At 57.4% G+C, this 13,258-nt stretch carries 13 protein-coding genes; 4 read left to right on the top strand and 9 right to left on the bottom strand.

Annotated features, from left to right (window positions below):
- Nucleotide 1 precedes the first annotated feature (1 nt).
- The 7 genes from MPQ_RS12155 to MPQ_RS12125 all read right to left on the bottom strand — a co-directional run bounded on the left by MPQ_RS12155 (nucleotide 2) and on the right by MPQ_RS12125 (nucleotide 7,752).
- On the bottom strand, nucleotides 2–1,138 hold the full coding sequence (locus tag MPQ_RS12155; protein WP_013443251.1) for a D-alanyl-D-alanine carboxypeptidase family protein: 1,137 nt from the start codon (nucleotides 1,136–1,138) through the stop codon (nucleotides 2–4).
- An 18-nt stretch (nucleotides 1,139–1,156) separates the two neighbouring features.
- Entirely contained in the window at nucleotides 1,157–2,128 is a 972-nt protein-coding gene (locus tag MPQ_RS12150; protein ID WP_013443250.1) for a septal ring lytic transglycosylase RlpA family protein, read from the bottom strand.
- Nucleotides 2,128–3,222, bottom strand: coding sequence for a rod shape-determining protein RodA (rodA, locus tag MPQ_RS12145; RefSeq protein WP_013443249.1), 1,095 nt, complete (start codon nucleotides 3,220–3,222; stop codon nucleotides 2,128–2,130). Before rodA ends, MPQ_RS12150 begins: the two co-directional genes overlap by 1 nt.
- Nucleotides 3,215–5,146 carry a penicillin-binding protein 2 gene (gene mrdA, locus MPQ_RS12140; RefSeq protein ID WP_013443248.1) on the bottom strand — a complete coding sequence of 644 codons (1,932 nt, stop codon included), beginning with the start codon at nucleotides 5,144–5,146 and terminating at the stop codon, nucleotides 3,215–3,217. The genes rodA and mrdA overlap by 8 nt, the downstream gene beginning before the upstream one ends.
- A gap of 6 nt (nucleotides 5,147–5,152) precedes the next feature.
- Nucleotides 5,153–5,629, bottom strand: coding sequence for a rod shape-determining protein MreD (gene mreD / locus MPQ_RS12135; RefSeq protein ID WP_013443247.1), 477 nt, complete (start codon nucleotides 5,627–5,629; stop codon nucleotides 5,153–5,155).
- A gap of 6 nt (nucleotides 5,630–5,635) precedes the next feature.
- Nucleotides 5,636–6,580 (bottom strand): rod shape-determining protein MreC, encoded by a 945-nt coding sequence (gene mreC / locus MPQ_RS12130; protein WP_013443246.1) that lies wholly within the window; start codon nucleotides 6,578–6,580, stop codon nucleotides 5,636–5,638.
- Between the two features lie 128 nt (nucleotides 6,581–6,708).
- The gene (locus MPQ_RS12125) at nucleotides 6,709–7,752 is read right to left on the bottom strand and encodes a rod shape-determining protein (RefSeq protein WP_013443245.1); all 1,044 of its coding nucleotides are present in this window, start codon (nucleotides 7,750–7,752) and stop codon (nucleotides 6,709–6,711) included.
- 201 nt (nucleotides 7,753–7,953) lie between these two features.
- On the opposite strand from MPQ_RS12125, the gene gatC reads away from it, so the two are divergent.
- Genes gatC through gatB form a run of 3 tightly spaced genes read left to right on the top strand, consistent with a single transcriptional unit; the run spans nucleotide 7,954 to nucleotide 11,162 of the window.
- Nucleotides 7,954–8,241: an Asp-tRNA(Asn)/Glu-tRNA(Gln) amidotransferase subunit GatC gene (gatC, locus tag MPQ_RS12120; protein WP_013443244.1), complete on the top strand. Its 288-nt coding sequence runs from the start codon at nucleotides 7,954–7,956 to the stop codon at nucleotides 8,239–8,241.
- A 24-nt stretch (nucleotides 8,242–8,265) separates the two neighbouring features.
- On the top strand, nucleotides 8,266–9,729 hold the full coding sequence (gene gatA, locus MPQ_RS12115; RefSeq protein ID WP_013443243.1) for an Asp-tRNA(Asn)/Glu-tRNA(Gln) amidotransferase subunit GatA: 1,464 nt from the start codon (nucleotides 8,266–8,268) through the stop codon (nucleotides 9,727–9,729).
- A gap of 2 nt (nucleotides 9,730–9,731) precedes the next feature.
- Nucleotides 9,732–11,162: an Asp-tRNA(Asn)/Glu-tRNA(Gln) amidotransferase subunit GatB gene (gene gatB, locus MPQ_RS12110; RefSeq protein WP_013443242.1), complete on the top strand. Its 1,431-nt coding sequence runs from the start codon at nucleotides 9,732–9,734 to the stop codon at nucleotides 11,160–11,162.
- A 53-nt stretch (nucleotides 11,163–11,215) separates the two neighbouring features.
- Here the strand turns inward: gatB and MPQ_RS12105 are convergent, their stop codons facing one another.
- Complete coding sequence (locus MPQ_RS12105) at nucleotides 11,216–11,755, bottom strand: DNA-deoxyinosine glycosylase (RefSeq protein ID WP_013443241.1); 540 nt, start codon at nucleotides 11,753–11,755, stop codon at nucleotides 11,216–11,218.
- Nucleotides 11,756–11,790: 35 nt separating this feature from the next.
- Nucleotides 11,791–12,450 (bottom strand): orotate phosphoribosyltransferase, encoded by a 660-nt coding sequence (pyrE, locus tag MPQ_RS12100; RefSeq protein ID WP_013443240.1) that lies wholly within the window; start codon nucleotides 12,448–12,450, stop codon nucleotides 11,791–11,793.
- Nucleotides 12,451–12,456: 6 nt separating this feature from the next.
- Between pyrE and MPQ_RS12095 the strand changes: the two genes are divergently transcribed.
- Entirely contained in the window at nucleotides 12,457–13,251 is a 795-nt protein-coding gene (locus MPQ_RS12095) for an exodeoxyribonuclease III (RefSeq protein WP_041362411.1), read from the top strand.
- Nucleotides 13,252–13,258 lie beyond the last annotated feature (7 nt).

The raw sequence follows: 13,258 nt of genomic DNA, 5'->3' as shown, positions 1-13,258 counted from the left end.
CTCAGGCAAACCAGAGTTTGATGGTATCCCACAGACGACCAAACAGGCCGGCAACTTCTACGTTCTTGGCAGCGACCAGCGTGCGCTTGTCGATCAGCTTGTCATCCAGGAAAAACTCAATGGTGCCGACGTCCTGCCCGGCGCTGATCGGCGCGATCAAAGGCTGGCGGCTGGTCACCTTGGCTTTGACACGGGCATATTCGCCCTTGGGCAGGGTGATCGACAGGTCAGTGGGTACCGTGGCAGCCACCAGATTATCCTGGCCTTTCCAGACCTTGAGCTGATTGATCGGCTGGCCGCGCTTGTATACCAGGTGGGATTCATAGAACTGGAAGCCATAGTTCAGCAGTTTCTGGCTTTCAGTCGCACGGGCGCTATCAGAAGGCGTGCCCAGCACAACGGAAATCAGGCGAGTCTCGCCGCGTTTGGCAGATGAAATCAGACAGTAGCCAGCGGTCTTGGTATGGCCGGTTTTCATGCCGTCAACGTATGGGTCCAGCCAAAGCAGGCGGTTGCGGTTAGGCTGGGTAATGTTGTTGTAGCTGTACTGCTTTTGCGAATACAGACGCTTGTAATCTTCCGGGAAGTCGCGGATCAGCGCCGATGCCAGCAGCGACAGGTCATACGCCGTGGTGTAGTGCTGCGGATCAGGCAGGCCCGTGGCATTCATGAAATGGGTATTTTTCATGCCCAGGCGTGCTGCTTCCTTGTTCATCAGGTCAGCAAAGGCTTCTTCGGTGATCGCAATACCTTCTGCCAGCGCAATGGATGCATCATTGCCAGACTGAATGATCATGCCATGCAGCAACTCATCCACGGTGACTGGGCGATTAGGCTCAACAAACATTTTGGAGCCTTCCACCTTCCAGGCCTTGATGCTGATCGGCAGTGTCTGGGTCAATTGCAGATGGCCATTTTTCACGGCCTTGAAGGAGAGATAAGCCGTCATCAGCTTGGTCAGCGACGCTGGCTCCACGCGTTCATCGCCGGCTTGCTGGGCGATGGTGGACTGGCTGTTGAAGTCGCGCAAAACATAGGACTTAACCGCGAGTGAGGGCGGTGGTGGAATCTCGGCGGCCTGCACAGTGAGACTGCAAACAGCGGCAACCAGGGTGAAAATGCGTGAAATATAAGACATGGCTTCCTACTTTGAAAATTACTTGCGGATAACGATGGCGGTCGTGCCCAGCGTCTGCTTGATGTTGGCTGCAGCGCGGTCAGCTTCTGCCCGGCTGCTATATGGACCCAGCAGCACGCGATAGGTGCCATTATTATACCAGCTCTGGGTGGCGACATTGCCGGCCAAGCCTTGCTCCCTGATTCTGTTGCTCAATGCATCGGCATTGGATTGTAATTTGAATGCGCCAACCTGCACGTAATCGCCGCTGGCAATGCTGGCGGTATTGTCCACTTGTGGCAGTGCATTGGCCGTAGCCGGTTGTGGCAATGGTGTATCGCTGACCGGAGCACTCGGTGGCGGCATGGGGGTGGCCGGCGCGGGCGTTACTACGGAGGGTAATGGTTTTGCGCCGGGACGCGTGTCGATGGCTTCTACTTCCACCAGGCCGCTGCCTTTCTGGCTCAGACGCAGCTTGTAGGCCGCCGCATAGGAGAGGTCAATCAGGCGGTCACTATGGAACGGGCCGCGATCATTGATACGCACGATGACGGAACGGCCATTCTCGGGATTGGTTACCCGTACATAGCTGGGCAGCGGCAAGGTGGTATGCGCGCCCGTCATGCCGTACATATCGTAGATTTCCCCGCTGGAGGTTTTCTGCCCGTGATAGCGTCGGCCATACCAGGAAGCAATGCCGCGCTGTTTGTATGGCTGATACTCGGTCATGGGTTTATACGATACACCGAGCGCAATATAAGGCCGGTTGGCGCGTGGCAAGAGCGCTTCTGCCCGTGGCACGGCGTCGGGAATCGCATCGATATCCGCCGGAGGATTGTCCCCCGGGCCATCATCCAGATAGTAGCCACCGCGCTTGGGGGCTGGCGTTGTGGGGGTGCCGGATGTGCTGGCTCCCGGAGTTGTGTTGTCAGGTTTGACGGTGGTACTGCCACCGCACGCGCTTAGCCAGAGGGGAATGGCCAGGGCAATCAGATAGCGAGGTAGTCTCATCAGGAAGTCACCAGTTTTTTATGGGTGTGTATGCTCATCAAAATACCAAAACCCAGCAACAGGGTCACCAGCGAGGTGCCGCCGTAGCTGATCAAAGGTAATGGAACGCCAACGACCGGTAAAATTCCGCTGACCATGCCGATATTGACGAAAACATAGGTAAAAAAGGTGAGGGTGATACTGCCTGCCAGCAATCGGCAGAACATGTTTTGTGCCTGGGCGGCGATCACCATGCCACGGCCAATGATTAGCGTGAACAACAGCAATAGCAGCAGATTGCCCATCAGGCCAAACTCTTCACCGAACACGGCAAAGATGAAGTCCGTGGTGCGTTCCGGCAGAAAATCCAGTTGAGACTGCGTGCCATGCAACCAGCCCTTGCCCGCCATGCCGCCCGAGCCCAGTGCAATGGTCGCCTGTATGGTGTGGTAGCCCGCGCCCAGTGGATCCTGATACGGGTCAAACAGGATTTCAATACGCTTGCGTTGATAGTCATGCAGCATGGTCCAGAAGATGGGCGCCATGACACCGGCAAACACGGCCAGGCCGATCAGCAGGCGCCAGCTCAAACCCGCCAGAAACAAGACATAAAAGCCGGAAGAGGCAATCAGCAGTGAGGTGCCAAGATCCGGCTGCTTCATGATGAATGCGACTGGAATTGCCAGCAGCAGGGCACCAATGGCATGGTTGCTGAGACGCAGGGTGTTGTCGCGTCTGGAAAAATACCAGGCCAGCAGCATGGGCACCGCGATTTTCATCAGCTCGGATGGCTGAATGCGTGCGACCCCGATATGCAGCCAGCGGCGGGCGCCGTGGCTGATCTCGCCGAAGAAGAACACCCCGACCAGCAATACCATGCCCAGGATGTAAAGCGGCAAGGCCAGCCGTTCCAGATGCTGGGGTGCAATATTGGCTGCGATCCACATGATGGCCAGCGCGGCGCCCATGTTGGCGGCCTGCGACAGCACGCGATCCACATTCTGGCCAGAGGCGCTATAGAGCACAAACAGGCCTACCAGCATGGTGAACAGCAGGCTGCCCATGAGGAAGGAGTCGATATGCCTGACGATGTAGGAACCGAAGCGATTAATCATGCAATTCTTCCTCGTGTGCGGGTTCCGGTGCATTGACCGCCGCGGCATCAACTGCGGGAACCGGCGGTGGCGGTTCTTTGCCCAGCAGGTAGTAGTCCATGATCTTGCGGGCTATCGGGCCGGCCGTGGAGCCGCCGTGGCGACCATTTTCCACGATCACCGCTACCGCAATCGTCGGGTCATCGGCGGGAGCATAGGCTATGAACAAGGCATGGTCCAGATGCCGTTCGTTGATCTTGCTCTCGTTGTATTTTTCATTCTGCTTGATGCCGATCACCTGGGCTGTGCCGGTTTTGGCTGCAATGGCATACGGGCTGCCTGCGCCCACGCTCGCGGCTGTACCACCAGGCAAGGTCACATTGACCATGCCCTGAGTCACGATTTCCACATGGTGCGGATCCAGCGCAACGCGATCCACCACCACCGCCGGGTTGGGCGTGATGACGCCGTTGCGCGCCTCCTGAATGCTGCTCACCAGACGGGGCCGCATGGCGACGCCTTTATTCGCCAGAATGGCAGTGGCTTGGGCCAGCTGCAATGGCGTGACTAGCGTGTAGCCCTGCCCAATGCCGGTGATCACGGTTTCGCCGGGGAACCAGCGTTGCTTCCAGCGCTTCCATTTCCATTCCGGCGTAGGCAAGAGACCGCTCATTTCGCCCTTCATATCAATGTCAGTCTTGCGGCCAAAGCCGAAGTGGCTGACAAAGGAGGTCAGGCGGTCTATACCCATATCCAGCGCCAAGCCATAAAAAAACGTATCGCAGGAGACGGTAATCGCGCGTTGCACATCCACCAGGCCATGGCCGCCGGGTTTCCAGTCGCGGTAGCGATGTGAACTGCCAGGGAGCATGAAATAGCCGGGATCGCTGATGGTGAAAGGGGGCTCGCGTTTGCCTGCTTCCAATCCGGCCAGTGCAACAAAGGGCTTGAATGTGGAGCCGGGGGGATAAATGCCGCGCATGGGGCGATTGATCAATGGCTTGTCGATGGACTCGTTCAGCGCTTTCCAGCTTTCGCTGTCGATGCCGTCTACAAAAAGATTGGGGTCAAAGGTGGGTTGGCTGACATATGCCAGCACTTCGCCGTTCTTGGGATTGATGGCGACCAGGGCGCCGCGGTGATCGCCAAACGCTTCTTCGCCTATGCGTTGCAGCTTGCTGTCTATGCTCAGGATCAGGTTGTCGCCGGGCACCGGTGGGGTGCTCGACAATACGCGCACAGCGTGGCCATCCGCATCAATTTCCACTTGCTGGAAGCCCGTCGTGCCGTGCAACTGGCGTTCGTAATATTGCTCCAGGCCGCTTTTACCGATGTGATCCGAGCCTTTGTAATTGGATAGCTCGTTGGATTCAGACAGGGAGGCGAGGTCGCGATCATTAATACGGCCAATGTAGCCCAGCATATGGGCACCCAGATTGTTTTCTGGATAGTGGCGGAACAGGCGCGAGCGTATCTCCACCCCGGGGAAACGGTAACGGTTGACGGCAAAGCGCGCCGCTTCAACTTCGTTCAGGTGCGTGCGTATCGGCACGCTTTCAAAACTGTGGCTCTGCGTACGCAGCTTCTTGAAGCGCTTGCGATCCGCTGCGCTGACTTCAATGAATTCGCTGATTTCATTGATGGTGTCTTCAACATTCTTGACCTTGGATGGCGTGATTTCCAGCGTGTACGCAAAGAAGTTATGCGCCAGTATCACGCCGTTGCGATCCAGGATCAGCCCGCGATTAGGCACGATAGGTACCAGCGAGATGCGGTTGTTTTCTGCCAGCGTCTGGAAGTAGTCGTACTTCATCATCTGCAGGAAGAAGAAGCGGCTACCCAGAATGCTAAAGCAGACCAGCACCAGCACAGCCATAAACGCCAGGCGCAGGCGGAAATTATGCTGTTCCAGCTGGTAGTTGCGGAGCTCGGAGCGGTAGTTCAATCGGGCTTAGTCCTGGTCCGTGTGGCCTTGAATGCCAAGGCGGGTCAAGATCACCGCGAGCCATAGCACGATGCCGCTGATACAAGGGTAAAAATAGCCCCAGCCCGGGCTCTCGCCACCGGCAAACATCTTGAGGATGAGTAATGTCAGCTGATTGAACACCAGCAGGGCAAATACATAAGCCGCCTGTTGCCAGATATTGAACAGGGTAAGGCGGCGCTGGTAACTCAAGGCAAAGAACGCAGTTAAGGCATAGGCCAGCGCGGCCTGACCAAACAGGCCACCCGTCGCCAGATCAATCACCAGTCCGGCGAACCAGGCCGTGCCAATGTTGCATAGATGAGGCGCCCGCAACAGCCAGTAAAGCAGGACCAGCAGCACAAAGTCGGGTCGTATGGTCAATGCCACGCCCGACCAGGGCAGAAGCTGGCACAGCAGGGCCGCGAGCAGAGTCAGGTAGATGGTGCTGAGATTGGGGCGCATGTCAGATTATTCGGGTACTGTAGGATTTTTGACGGCAGGCGCTTTTTTTGCGGGCGGGGTTGCAGCAGGCGCTGTATTTTTCTTCTGCACGACCACGGGCTCGGGTTTCGGCATATCCAGCAACAGCACCTGTTTGTGATTTTCGATGCCGGCCAGCGGCTTGCATACGATATGGGCAAAAGGTGAGTTGGGGTTGCGCTCGACCGTGACTACCTCAGCGACCGCCAGCCCCATGGGATAAACGCCATCAATTCCGGAAGTGACCAGTCTGTCGCCGCGGCGGATATCGACGTTGGCGGGCAGATAGGGCAGGTCGAGCATGGTGTCGCGGCCATGACCAAAGGCAATGGCGCGCAGGCTGTTGCGCTCCACTTGAATCGGTACCGAAAGTTCGCGGTCGGTAATCAGCGTGACTTCGCTGGTAAACGGGTAGACGCGGGTGACCTGTCCGATCACACCATCCCCATCAATCACGGCTTGTCCTGCTACCACCTCATGGCGACTGCCGAGGTTGATGACCACCCGGTGGGTGAAGGGGTCACGCCCAATATGCAAAATCTCGCCCAGGCGCGCATTTTGGGGTGAATTGCGGGCTGCACCCAGCAGGTTGCGCAGGTGCTCGTTTTCCTGCTCCAGCGCGCGGAAGCGTTGCAGTTCAGCACTTTGCAGCAGGGCCTGTTCGGTCAATCGGCCGTTTTGCTTGAGCAGGCTGCTGTGCGTGGTGAGGTATTCATTGGCATCGTGCATCAGGTCGGATGGCGCATTGGCCAGTACCTGCAAAGGGTGCATCAAGGCGCTGAAGCCCTGACGCACCTCGACCAGATAATGCAGGCGCGAGTCGGTCGCCATCAGGGTGAGCGAGACGGCGGCGAAGAAAATGAGGCGGGCAAACGGACTGGGGCCGCGGACAAAGAAGGCCGGTGAGTGTTGAGGTTCAAGCGGACGCGGCATCGATAGGTTCAGCCCTGAGTCTATCCTGTAGTGAAGGGCCCAGCAGACTGGGCGCCAAACAAACTACGCTTATCAATTAAAACAGGCCGTTGCCGGCCTGTTACGGTTATGCAGATGCGTGTATCTGCTTACTCGCTGGCAAACACATTGCCGAGCTTGTCCATTTCTTCCAGCGCACGACCGCTACCGCGGGCAACACAGGTCAATGGATCTTCTGCCACGATCACGGGCAAGCCGGTTTCTTCCACCAGCAGACGATCCAGATCGCGCAGCAAGGCGCCACCGCCGGTCAGTACCATGCCTTTTTCGGCAATGTCGGCGCCGAGTTCAGGCGGGGTTTGTTCCAGTGCTGATTTCACCGCACCCACGATGGAGTTCAATGGCTCGGTCAGCGCTTCCAGGATTTCATTGCTGGAGATGGTGAACTTGCGTGGCAGACCTTCTGCCAGATTACGGCCGGTCACTTCCATTTCCAGCACTTCGGAACCAGGGAAGGCGGAGCCGATTTTTTTCTTGATCAGTTCGGCCGTTGGCTCGGAAATTTGCATGCCGTAGTTGCGGCGGATGTAATCGATGATGGCCTGGTCAAACTTGTCACCGCCTACCCGTTCGGATTTGGCGTAAACGATACCACCCAGCGAGATCACGCCCACTTCGGTAGTGCCGCCGCCGATATCAACCACCATGGAGCCGGTGGCTTCTGCTACCGGCATGTCGGCGCCAATCGCTGCGGCCATTGGTTCTTCAATCAGGTAAACCTGACGGGCACCAGCGCCAATCGCCGATTCGCGGATCGCGCGGCGCTCTACCTGGGTTGAGCCTACCGGCACACAGATGATGATGCGCGGGTTGGGGCTGAACAGGCGGGATTCGTGAATCTTGCGGATGAAATACTTGAGCATTTGCTCGGTAATGGTGAAGTCGGCAATCACGCCGTCTTTCATCGGGCGGATCGCGGTGATGTTGGCTGGGGCGCGACCCAGCATGCGCTTGGCTTCCAGGCCAACTGCCAGCATGGTTTTCTTGCCTGCGGGGCCGCCTTCCTGGCGGATGGCTACAACGGAAGGTTCGTCGAGGACGATGCCGCGGCCGCGGACGTAAATCAGGGTGTTGGCGGTGCCGAGGTCGATCGCAAGATCGTTGGAGAAGTAACTATTTAAAAGACCGAACATGGTTGTCTGTATCCTGAACGAACGGCCGCGACTTGGCTGAGGCAAGTCGCGGCTGAAGATGTGCATAAAATCAAGTTATAATACCCGATATAGTCGCGAATTTTAAGACTAGTTTTAAATTTGGGCTGGCGGGCACTGTTGCTCCCCGTTCACACTGGCCGCCAAGGCGGTTTAATTTTTCAAGCGTTCTGGAATAAACCCATGTCACTGAGCAGTTCAGATGTAAAGCGCATCGCGCATCTCGCGCGAATTGAGGTGAGCGATCAGGAAGCCGAAGCCACCTTGCAGAAATTATCCGGCATTCTTGGGCTGATCGAGCAGATGCAGGCGGTGGATACCACCGGCATCGTGCCGATGTCGCATTCGCAGGATGTGGTGCAGCGCTTGCGTCCCGATGTGGTCACCGAAACCGATCATCGCGCCGCTTTCCAGGCGATCGCGCCTGCCGTTGAAAACGGGCTGTACCTCGTTCCCAAAGTCATCGAATAACCCTAACGTTCGCGAATCAACTCCATGATAAACAGCAGCCTCAAACAGCTGGGTGCCATGCTTCAGGCGAAGCAGATATCCAGTACCGAACTGACGCAGGCATTCCTGCAGCGCATTGATCAGCATAACCCCGAGATCAATGCCTATATCACGATAGACGCTGAGCGCAGCCTCGCGCAGGCCAAAGCCGCCGATGCCCGCATCGCCGCTGGCACTGCGCAGCCGCTCACCGGTATCCCCATTGCCCAGAAAGACATTTTTGTTGCCAATGGCTGGAAAACCACCTGCGGCTCCAAAATGCTGGACAACTTTATCGGCCCTTACGACGCCACCGTGATCAAGCTGTTTGATGAGGCGGGCGCAGTGAACCTGGGCAAGACCAATATGGACGAGTTCGCCATGGGCTCCTCCAACGAAACCAGTTACTACGGTAAGGTGCAAAACCCATGGGATCGCACGCGCGTACCGGGCGGCAGCTCGGGTGGCAGTGCCGCTGCCGTGGCAGCGCGTCTGTGTGCGGCGGCTACCGGTACCGATACCGGCGGCTCCATTCGCCAGCCAGCCTCGCTGTGCGGTTTGTCCGGCCTTAAGCCGACCTACGGCCTGGTGTCGCGCTACGGCATGATCGCCTTTGCCTCCAGCCTGGACCAGGCGGGCCCCATGGCCAAGTCCTGTGAGGACATGGCGCTGATGATGAATGTCATGACCGGCTTTGATGAGCGTGACTCCACCAGCCTGCAACGCGACAAGGAAGATTACGAGCGTGAGCTGGGCAAGCCGCTGCAAGGCTTGCGCGTCGGCCTGCCCAAGGAGTTTTTCGCCGACGGCCTCAGCAGTGAAGTCGCTGCCGTGGTGGAATCGGCCATTGCCGAATATCGCAAGCTGGGTGCCGAGATTGTCGAGATCAGCCTGCCCAATACCCAGTTATCCATCCCGGTGTACTACGTGCTGGCGCCGGCGGAAGCCTCCAGCAACCTGTCGCGCTTTGATGGCGTGCGCTACGGGCACCGCGCTGCAGAGTATGACGATCTGCTGGAGATGTATTGCAAGAGCCGCGCCGAAGGCTTTGGCGCCGAGGTCAAACGCCGCATCCTGATTGGCACCTATGTGCTGTCGGCAGGTTATTACGATGCTTATTACCTCAAGGCGCAGCAGATCCGCCGCCTGATTGCCGAGGACTTTGCCAAGGCATTCACCCAGTGCGATGTGATCATGGGGCCAACCGCCCCTGGTACCGCATTCCGCAGCGGTGAAAAAGCCAATGATCCGGTTTCCATGTACCTCGAAGACCTCTACACCATCGCCGTCAACCTGGCGGGTCTGCCTGGCATGAGTATTCCTGCCGGGTTTGCCAGTGTGGATGGTAAACAGCTGCCAGTCGGTCTGCAGGTGATCGGTAACTATTTTGACGAGGCGCGCATGCTGAATGTAGGCCATGCCTATCAGCAAGTGACGGATTGGCATACCCGTATGCCGGAGGGGCTTTAATCATGCAGTGGGAAGTTGTTATCGGGCTGGAAACACATACCCAGCTTCAAACCAAATCCAAGATTTTTTCCGGCAGCAGCATTGCCTTTGGTGCTGAGCCGAATACCCAGGCCAGCGCGGTGGATATCGCCCTGCCTGGCGTGCTGCCCGTGCTGAACCAGGAAGCCGTGCAATGCGCCATCAAGTTTGGCCTCGCAGTGAATGCCGAGATCGCGCCGCGTTCGGTCTTCGCCCGCAAGAATTACTTTTACCCTGACTTGCCCAAGGGCTACCAGATCAGCCAGTACGAGCTGCCGGTGGTAGGCAAGGGCTCGCTCACCGTGCAGGTGGGTGATCAGGAGAAGACCATCCGCATTACCCGCGCGCATTTGGAAGAAGATGCAGGCAAGTCGGTACACGGCGCGTCGGCTGGCATGTCCGGCATAGACCTTAATCGTGCCGGTACGCCGTTGCTGGAAATCGTTACCGAACCTGACATGCGCTCTGCCGCTGAGGCCGTGGCCTATGCCAAAAAGTTGCACGAGCTGGTGCAGTGGATAGGCATATGCGACGGCAACATGCAGGAAGGCAGTTTCCGTTGCGACGTGAACGTCTCGGTACGCCCCAAGGGTTCCGACAAGCTGGGCACGCGTCGCGAGATCAAGAACCTCAACTCCTTCCGCTTCATGCAGCAGGCGATTGAATACGAAACCCGCTGGCAGATCGAGACGCTGGAAGACGGCGGCACCATCCAGCAAGCTACTGTGCTGTTTAACCCCGACACCGGCGAAACCCGCGCCATGCGCAGCAAGGAAGAAGCCAACGACTATCGTTACTTCCCTGATCCTGATTTGCTGCCTTTGCAGATTACGGTGGAAGATATCGCCAAGGTGAAGGCCGTGATGCCGGAACTGCCCGGCGACATGAAGGCGCGCTTCGAACGTGAGTATTCGCTCTCAGCGTATGACGCATCTGGCCTGACATCCTCGCGTGGCATTGCCGATTACTTTACGGCCGTGGTAGCGCAGGTTGCCGAGCCTAAAATGGCCGCCAACTGGGTCATGGGCAGTGTCGCAGCCAAGCTCAACGAGCAGGATCAGGACATCAGCGCATCGCCGGTGAGCCCGCTGCAACTGGCTGGTTTGCTCAAGCGCATTGCCGACAACACCATCTCCAACAAGATCGCCAAGGAAGTATTCGAGGCAATGTGGGCTGGCGAAGGTGATGCCGACAGCATCATCGAGAAAAAAGGCCTGAAGCAGGTGACGGATAGCGGCGCTATCGAAGCCATCATTGATGAAGTGCTGGCTGCCAACGCTGCCATGGTGGAAGAGTTCCGCGCTGGCAAGGAAAAAGCCTTCAACGCGCTGGTGGGTCAGGCCATGAAAGCCTCCAAGGGCAAGGCCAACCCAGCACAGGTAAATGAGGTGCTGCGCCGAAAACTGGGTGCCTGATCAGCTGGCAATAGTTTGCGCGCATGAAAAAAGCCGGGATGTCCCGGCTTTTTTCATTTTTGCATCGCGCTGTCTGCTAGTGCCTGCAGGATGCTTTGCCATTGCTGCCGTTTTGTCGTTTGCGGAATGCTGGCATTCGCCGGGCTGGTGGATGGCAAGGTGCTAAACCTCAGGCTTGCCAGTGCTTCCTTGCTTAATCTTTCTGCTTTGATGACATGGCGCTGAAATGCCTGCGCCGCCTTTTGCCCATTGAAAAACACATGGCGGATCTGCGCATGTGTGGCAAAAAAACCGGCGAAGTCATTGGCGACAATGCTGCCTTCATCAATGGCGCTATCCAGGCTGCCGGGCCGAAAGCATTGATGCATGACATCCCACAGCGCAATGTTGTGGCGGCATAGCTGGGCCAGACGCTCTGCATAAGGCAGATGGGGGTGAGCCCCGACCAGCTCGCCCATGATGGGCCAGAACAGATTGTGCGGATGGCCGTAATACTGCTGCTGCGTGAGCGAGGCAATGCCGGGCATGGAGCCCAGTATCAGGACGCGGGCATCCGCCTGGGCAACGGCGGGGAAACCTTCAATGCTGGCCATGATGCGATGATGCCCCGCGTATCAGGAATAACGGCTTAAGCGCAGCTGACGCCGTATTCGTTACGGTAAGCCTCAATGGCGGGCTGGAATGTGGCAAGCTCCGGCGCATGTTTCAGGTAATCAATCAGGCTGCTTAAGCTCGCGATGCTGATCACGGGCATGCCGGATTGCTGCTCGACTTCCTGCACGGCAGAGAGGCTCCCCAGGCCACGCTCTTGCCGGTCAATGGCGATGGCAACCGCTGCGGGCGTGGCACCTGCCGCACGTATCATTTCCACGGACTCCCGCACCGAGGTGCCAGCCGAGATCACGTCATCCACAATCAGCACGCGACCCTTGAGCGGGGCGCCGACGATGGTGCCGCCTTCGCCATGGTCTTTGGCTTCCTTGCGGTTGTAGGCATACGGTACATTGACGCCACGGCGCGCCAGGGCAATCGAGATGCTGGCGGCCAGCGTAATGCCCTTGTAGGCGGGGCCAAACAGCATGTCGAAGGGGATGCCGGACTGCACAATGGCGGCGGCATAATATTCGCCGAGCTTCATCAGGCTTTCGCCATCGTTGAACAGACCCGCATTGAAAAAGTAGGGACTGAGGCGGCCAGCCTTGGTTTTGAATTCGCCAAAGCGCAATACTTGCTTATCAATGGCAAAGGCGATGAATTGTTGCGTAAAATCGAGGGCTTGATCAGACATGAGAGTATGGAAAAGGGGTTGAGCTTGTACCGAATTATATCTGCAAATCTGAATGGCATCCGGTCCGCGGCCAATAAAGGGTTCTACCCATGGCTGCAACAGCAGAATGCTGACATCGTCTGCATGCAGGAGCTGAAGGCGCAGCTGGCGGACATGACGCCGGAAATGCTGAACCCCGAAGGGTACTTTGGCTATTTTCATTACGCCGAAAAGAAAGGCTACAGTGGCGTGGGTATCTATACCCGCGTACAGCCGGATGCGGTGATTGTGGGCCTGGGGATAGCGGATATTGATGCCGAAGGGCGCTATCTGGAGTTGCAGTTTGGCAATCTCAGCGTGGTGTCGCTGTATCTGCCCTCCGGTTCCAGCGGCGAAGAGCGCCAGGCCTTCAAGTTCAGTGTGATGACGCGATTCCTGGTGCATCTCGAAGCCTTGCGTGCTGCCGGTCGCGATGTGGTGATCTGTGGCGACTGGAATATCGCGCACAAAGAGGCCGATCTCAAAAACTGGAAAGGCAACAAAAAGAACTCAGGCTTTTTGCCAGAGGAACGCGCCTGGCTGACCGATCTGTTTGATCGCGTGGGCTGGGTGGATGTTTACCGGGTGCTGCATCCCGATACCACCGACGAATGCTATACCTGGTGGAGCAACCGCGGGCAGGCCTGGGCCAAGAATGTGGGTTGGCGTATTGATTACCAGATTGCGACGCCGGATTTTGCTGCCAAGGCGATAGCAGCCAGCATCTACAAGCTGGAGCGCTTTAGCGACCACGCGCCGCTGATCATTGATTACCAGCGCTAAGCTGCTT

Source organism: Methylovorus sp. MP688, from assembly GCF_000183115.1.
GTDB classification, from domain to species: Bacteria; Pseudomonadota; Gammaproteobacteria; order Burkholderiales; family Methylophilaceae; genus Methylovorus; species Methylovorus glucosotrophus.
This window is presented reverse-complemented; position numbering and strand designations above follow the sequence as displayed.

Excerpts from the sequence above, each read along its gene's own strand:
- gatC (WP_013443244.1), top strand. The coding sequence starts at position 7,954 with ATGTCACTGAGCAGTTCAGATGTAAAGCGCATCGCGCATCTCGCGCGA.
- MPQ_RS12150 (WP_013443250.1), bottom strand. The coding sequence starts at position 2,128 with ATGAGACTACCTCGCTATCTGATTGCCCTGGCCATTCCCCTCTGGCTA.
- gatA (WP_013443243.1), top strand. The coding sequence starts at position 8,266 with ATGATAAACAGCAGCCTCAAACAGCTGGGTGCCATGCTTCAGGCGAAG.
- MPQ_RS12105 (WP_013443241.1), bottom strand. The coding sequence starts at position 11,755 with ATGGCCAGCATTGAAGGTTTCCCCGCCGTTGCCCAGGCGGATGCCCGC.
- mreD (WP_013443247.1), bottom strand. The coding sequence starts at position 5,629 with ATGCGCCCCAATCTCAGCACCATCTACCTGACTCTGCTCGCGGCCCTG.
- MPQ_RS12125 (WP_013443245.1), bottom strand. The coding sequence starts at position 7,752 with ATGTTCGGTCTTTTAAATAGTTACTTCTCCAACGATCTTGCGATCGAC.
- MPQ_RS12095 (WP_041362411.1), top strand. The coding sequence starts at position 12,457 with ATGGAAAAGGGGTTGAGCTTGTACCGAATTATATCTGCAAATCTGAAT.
- rodA (WP_013443249.1), bottom strand. The coding sequence starts at position 3,222 with ATGATTAATCGCTTCGGTTCCTACATCGTCAGGCATATCGACTCCTTC.
- pyrE (WP_013443240.1), bottom strand. The coding sequence starts at position 12,450 with ATGTCTGATCAAGCCCTCGATTTTACGCAACAATTCATCGCCTTTGCC.
- MPQ_RS12155 (WP_013443251.1), bottom strand. The coding sequence starts at position 1,138 with ATGTCTTATATTTCACGCATTTTCACCCTGGTTGCCGCTGTTTGCAGT.
- gatB (WP_013443242.1), top strand. The coding sequence starts at position 9,732 with ATGCAGTGGGAAGTTGTTATCGGGCTGGAAACACATACCCAGCTTCAA.
- mreC (WP_013443246.1), bottom strand. The coding sequence starts at position 6,580 with ATGCCGCGTCCGCTTGAACCTCAACACTCACCGGCCTTCTTTGTCCGC.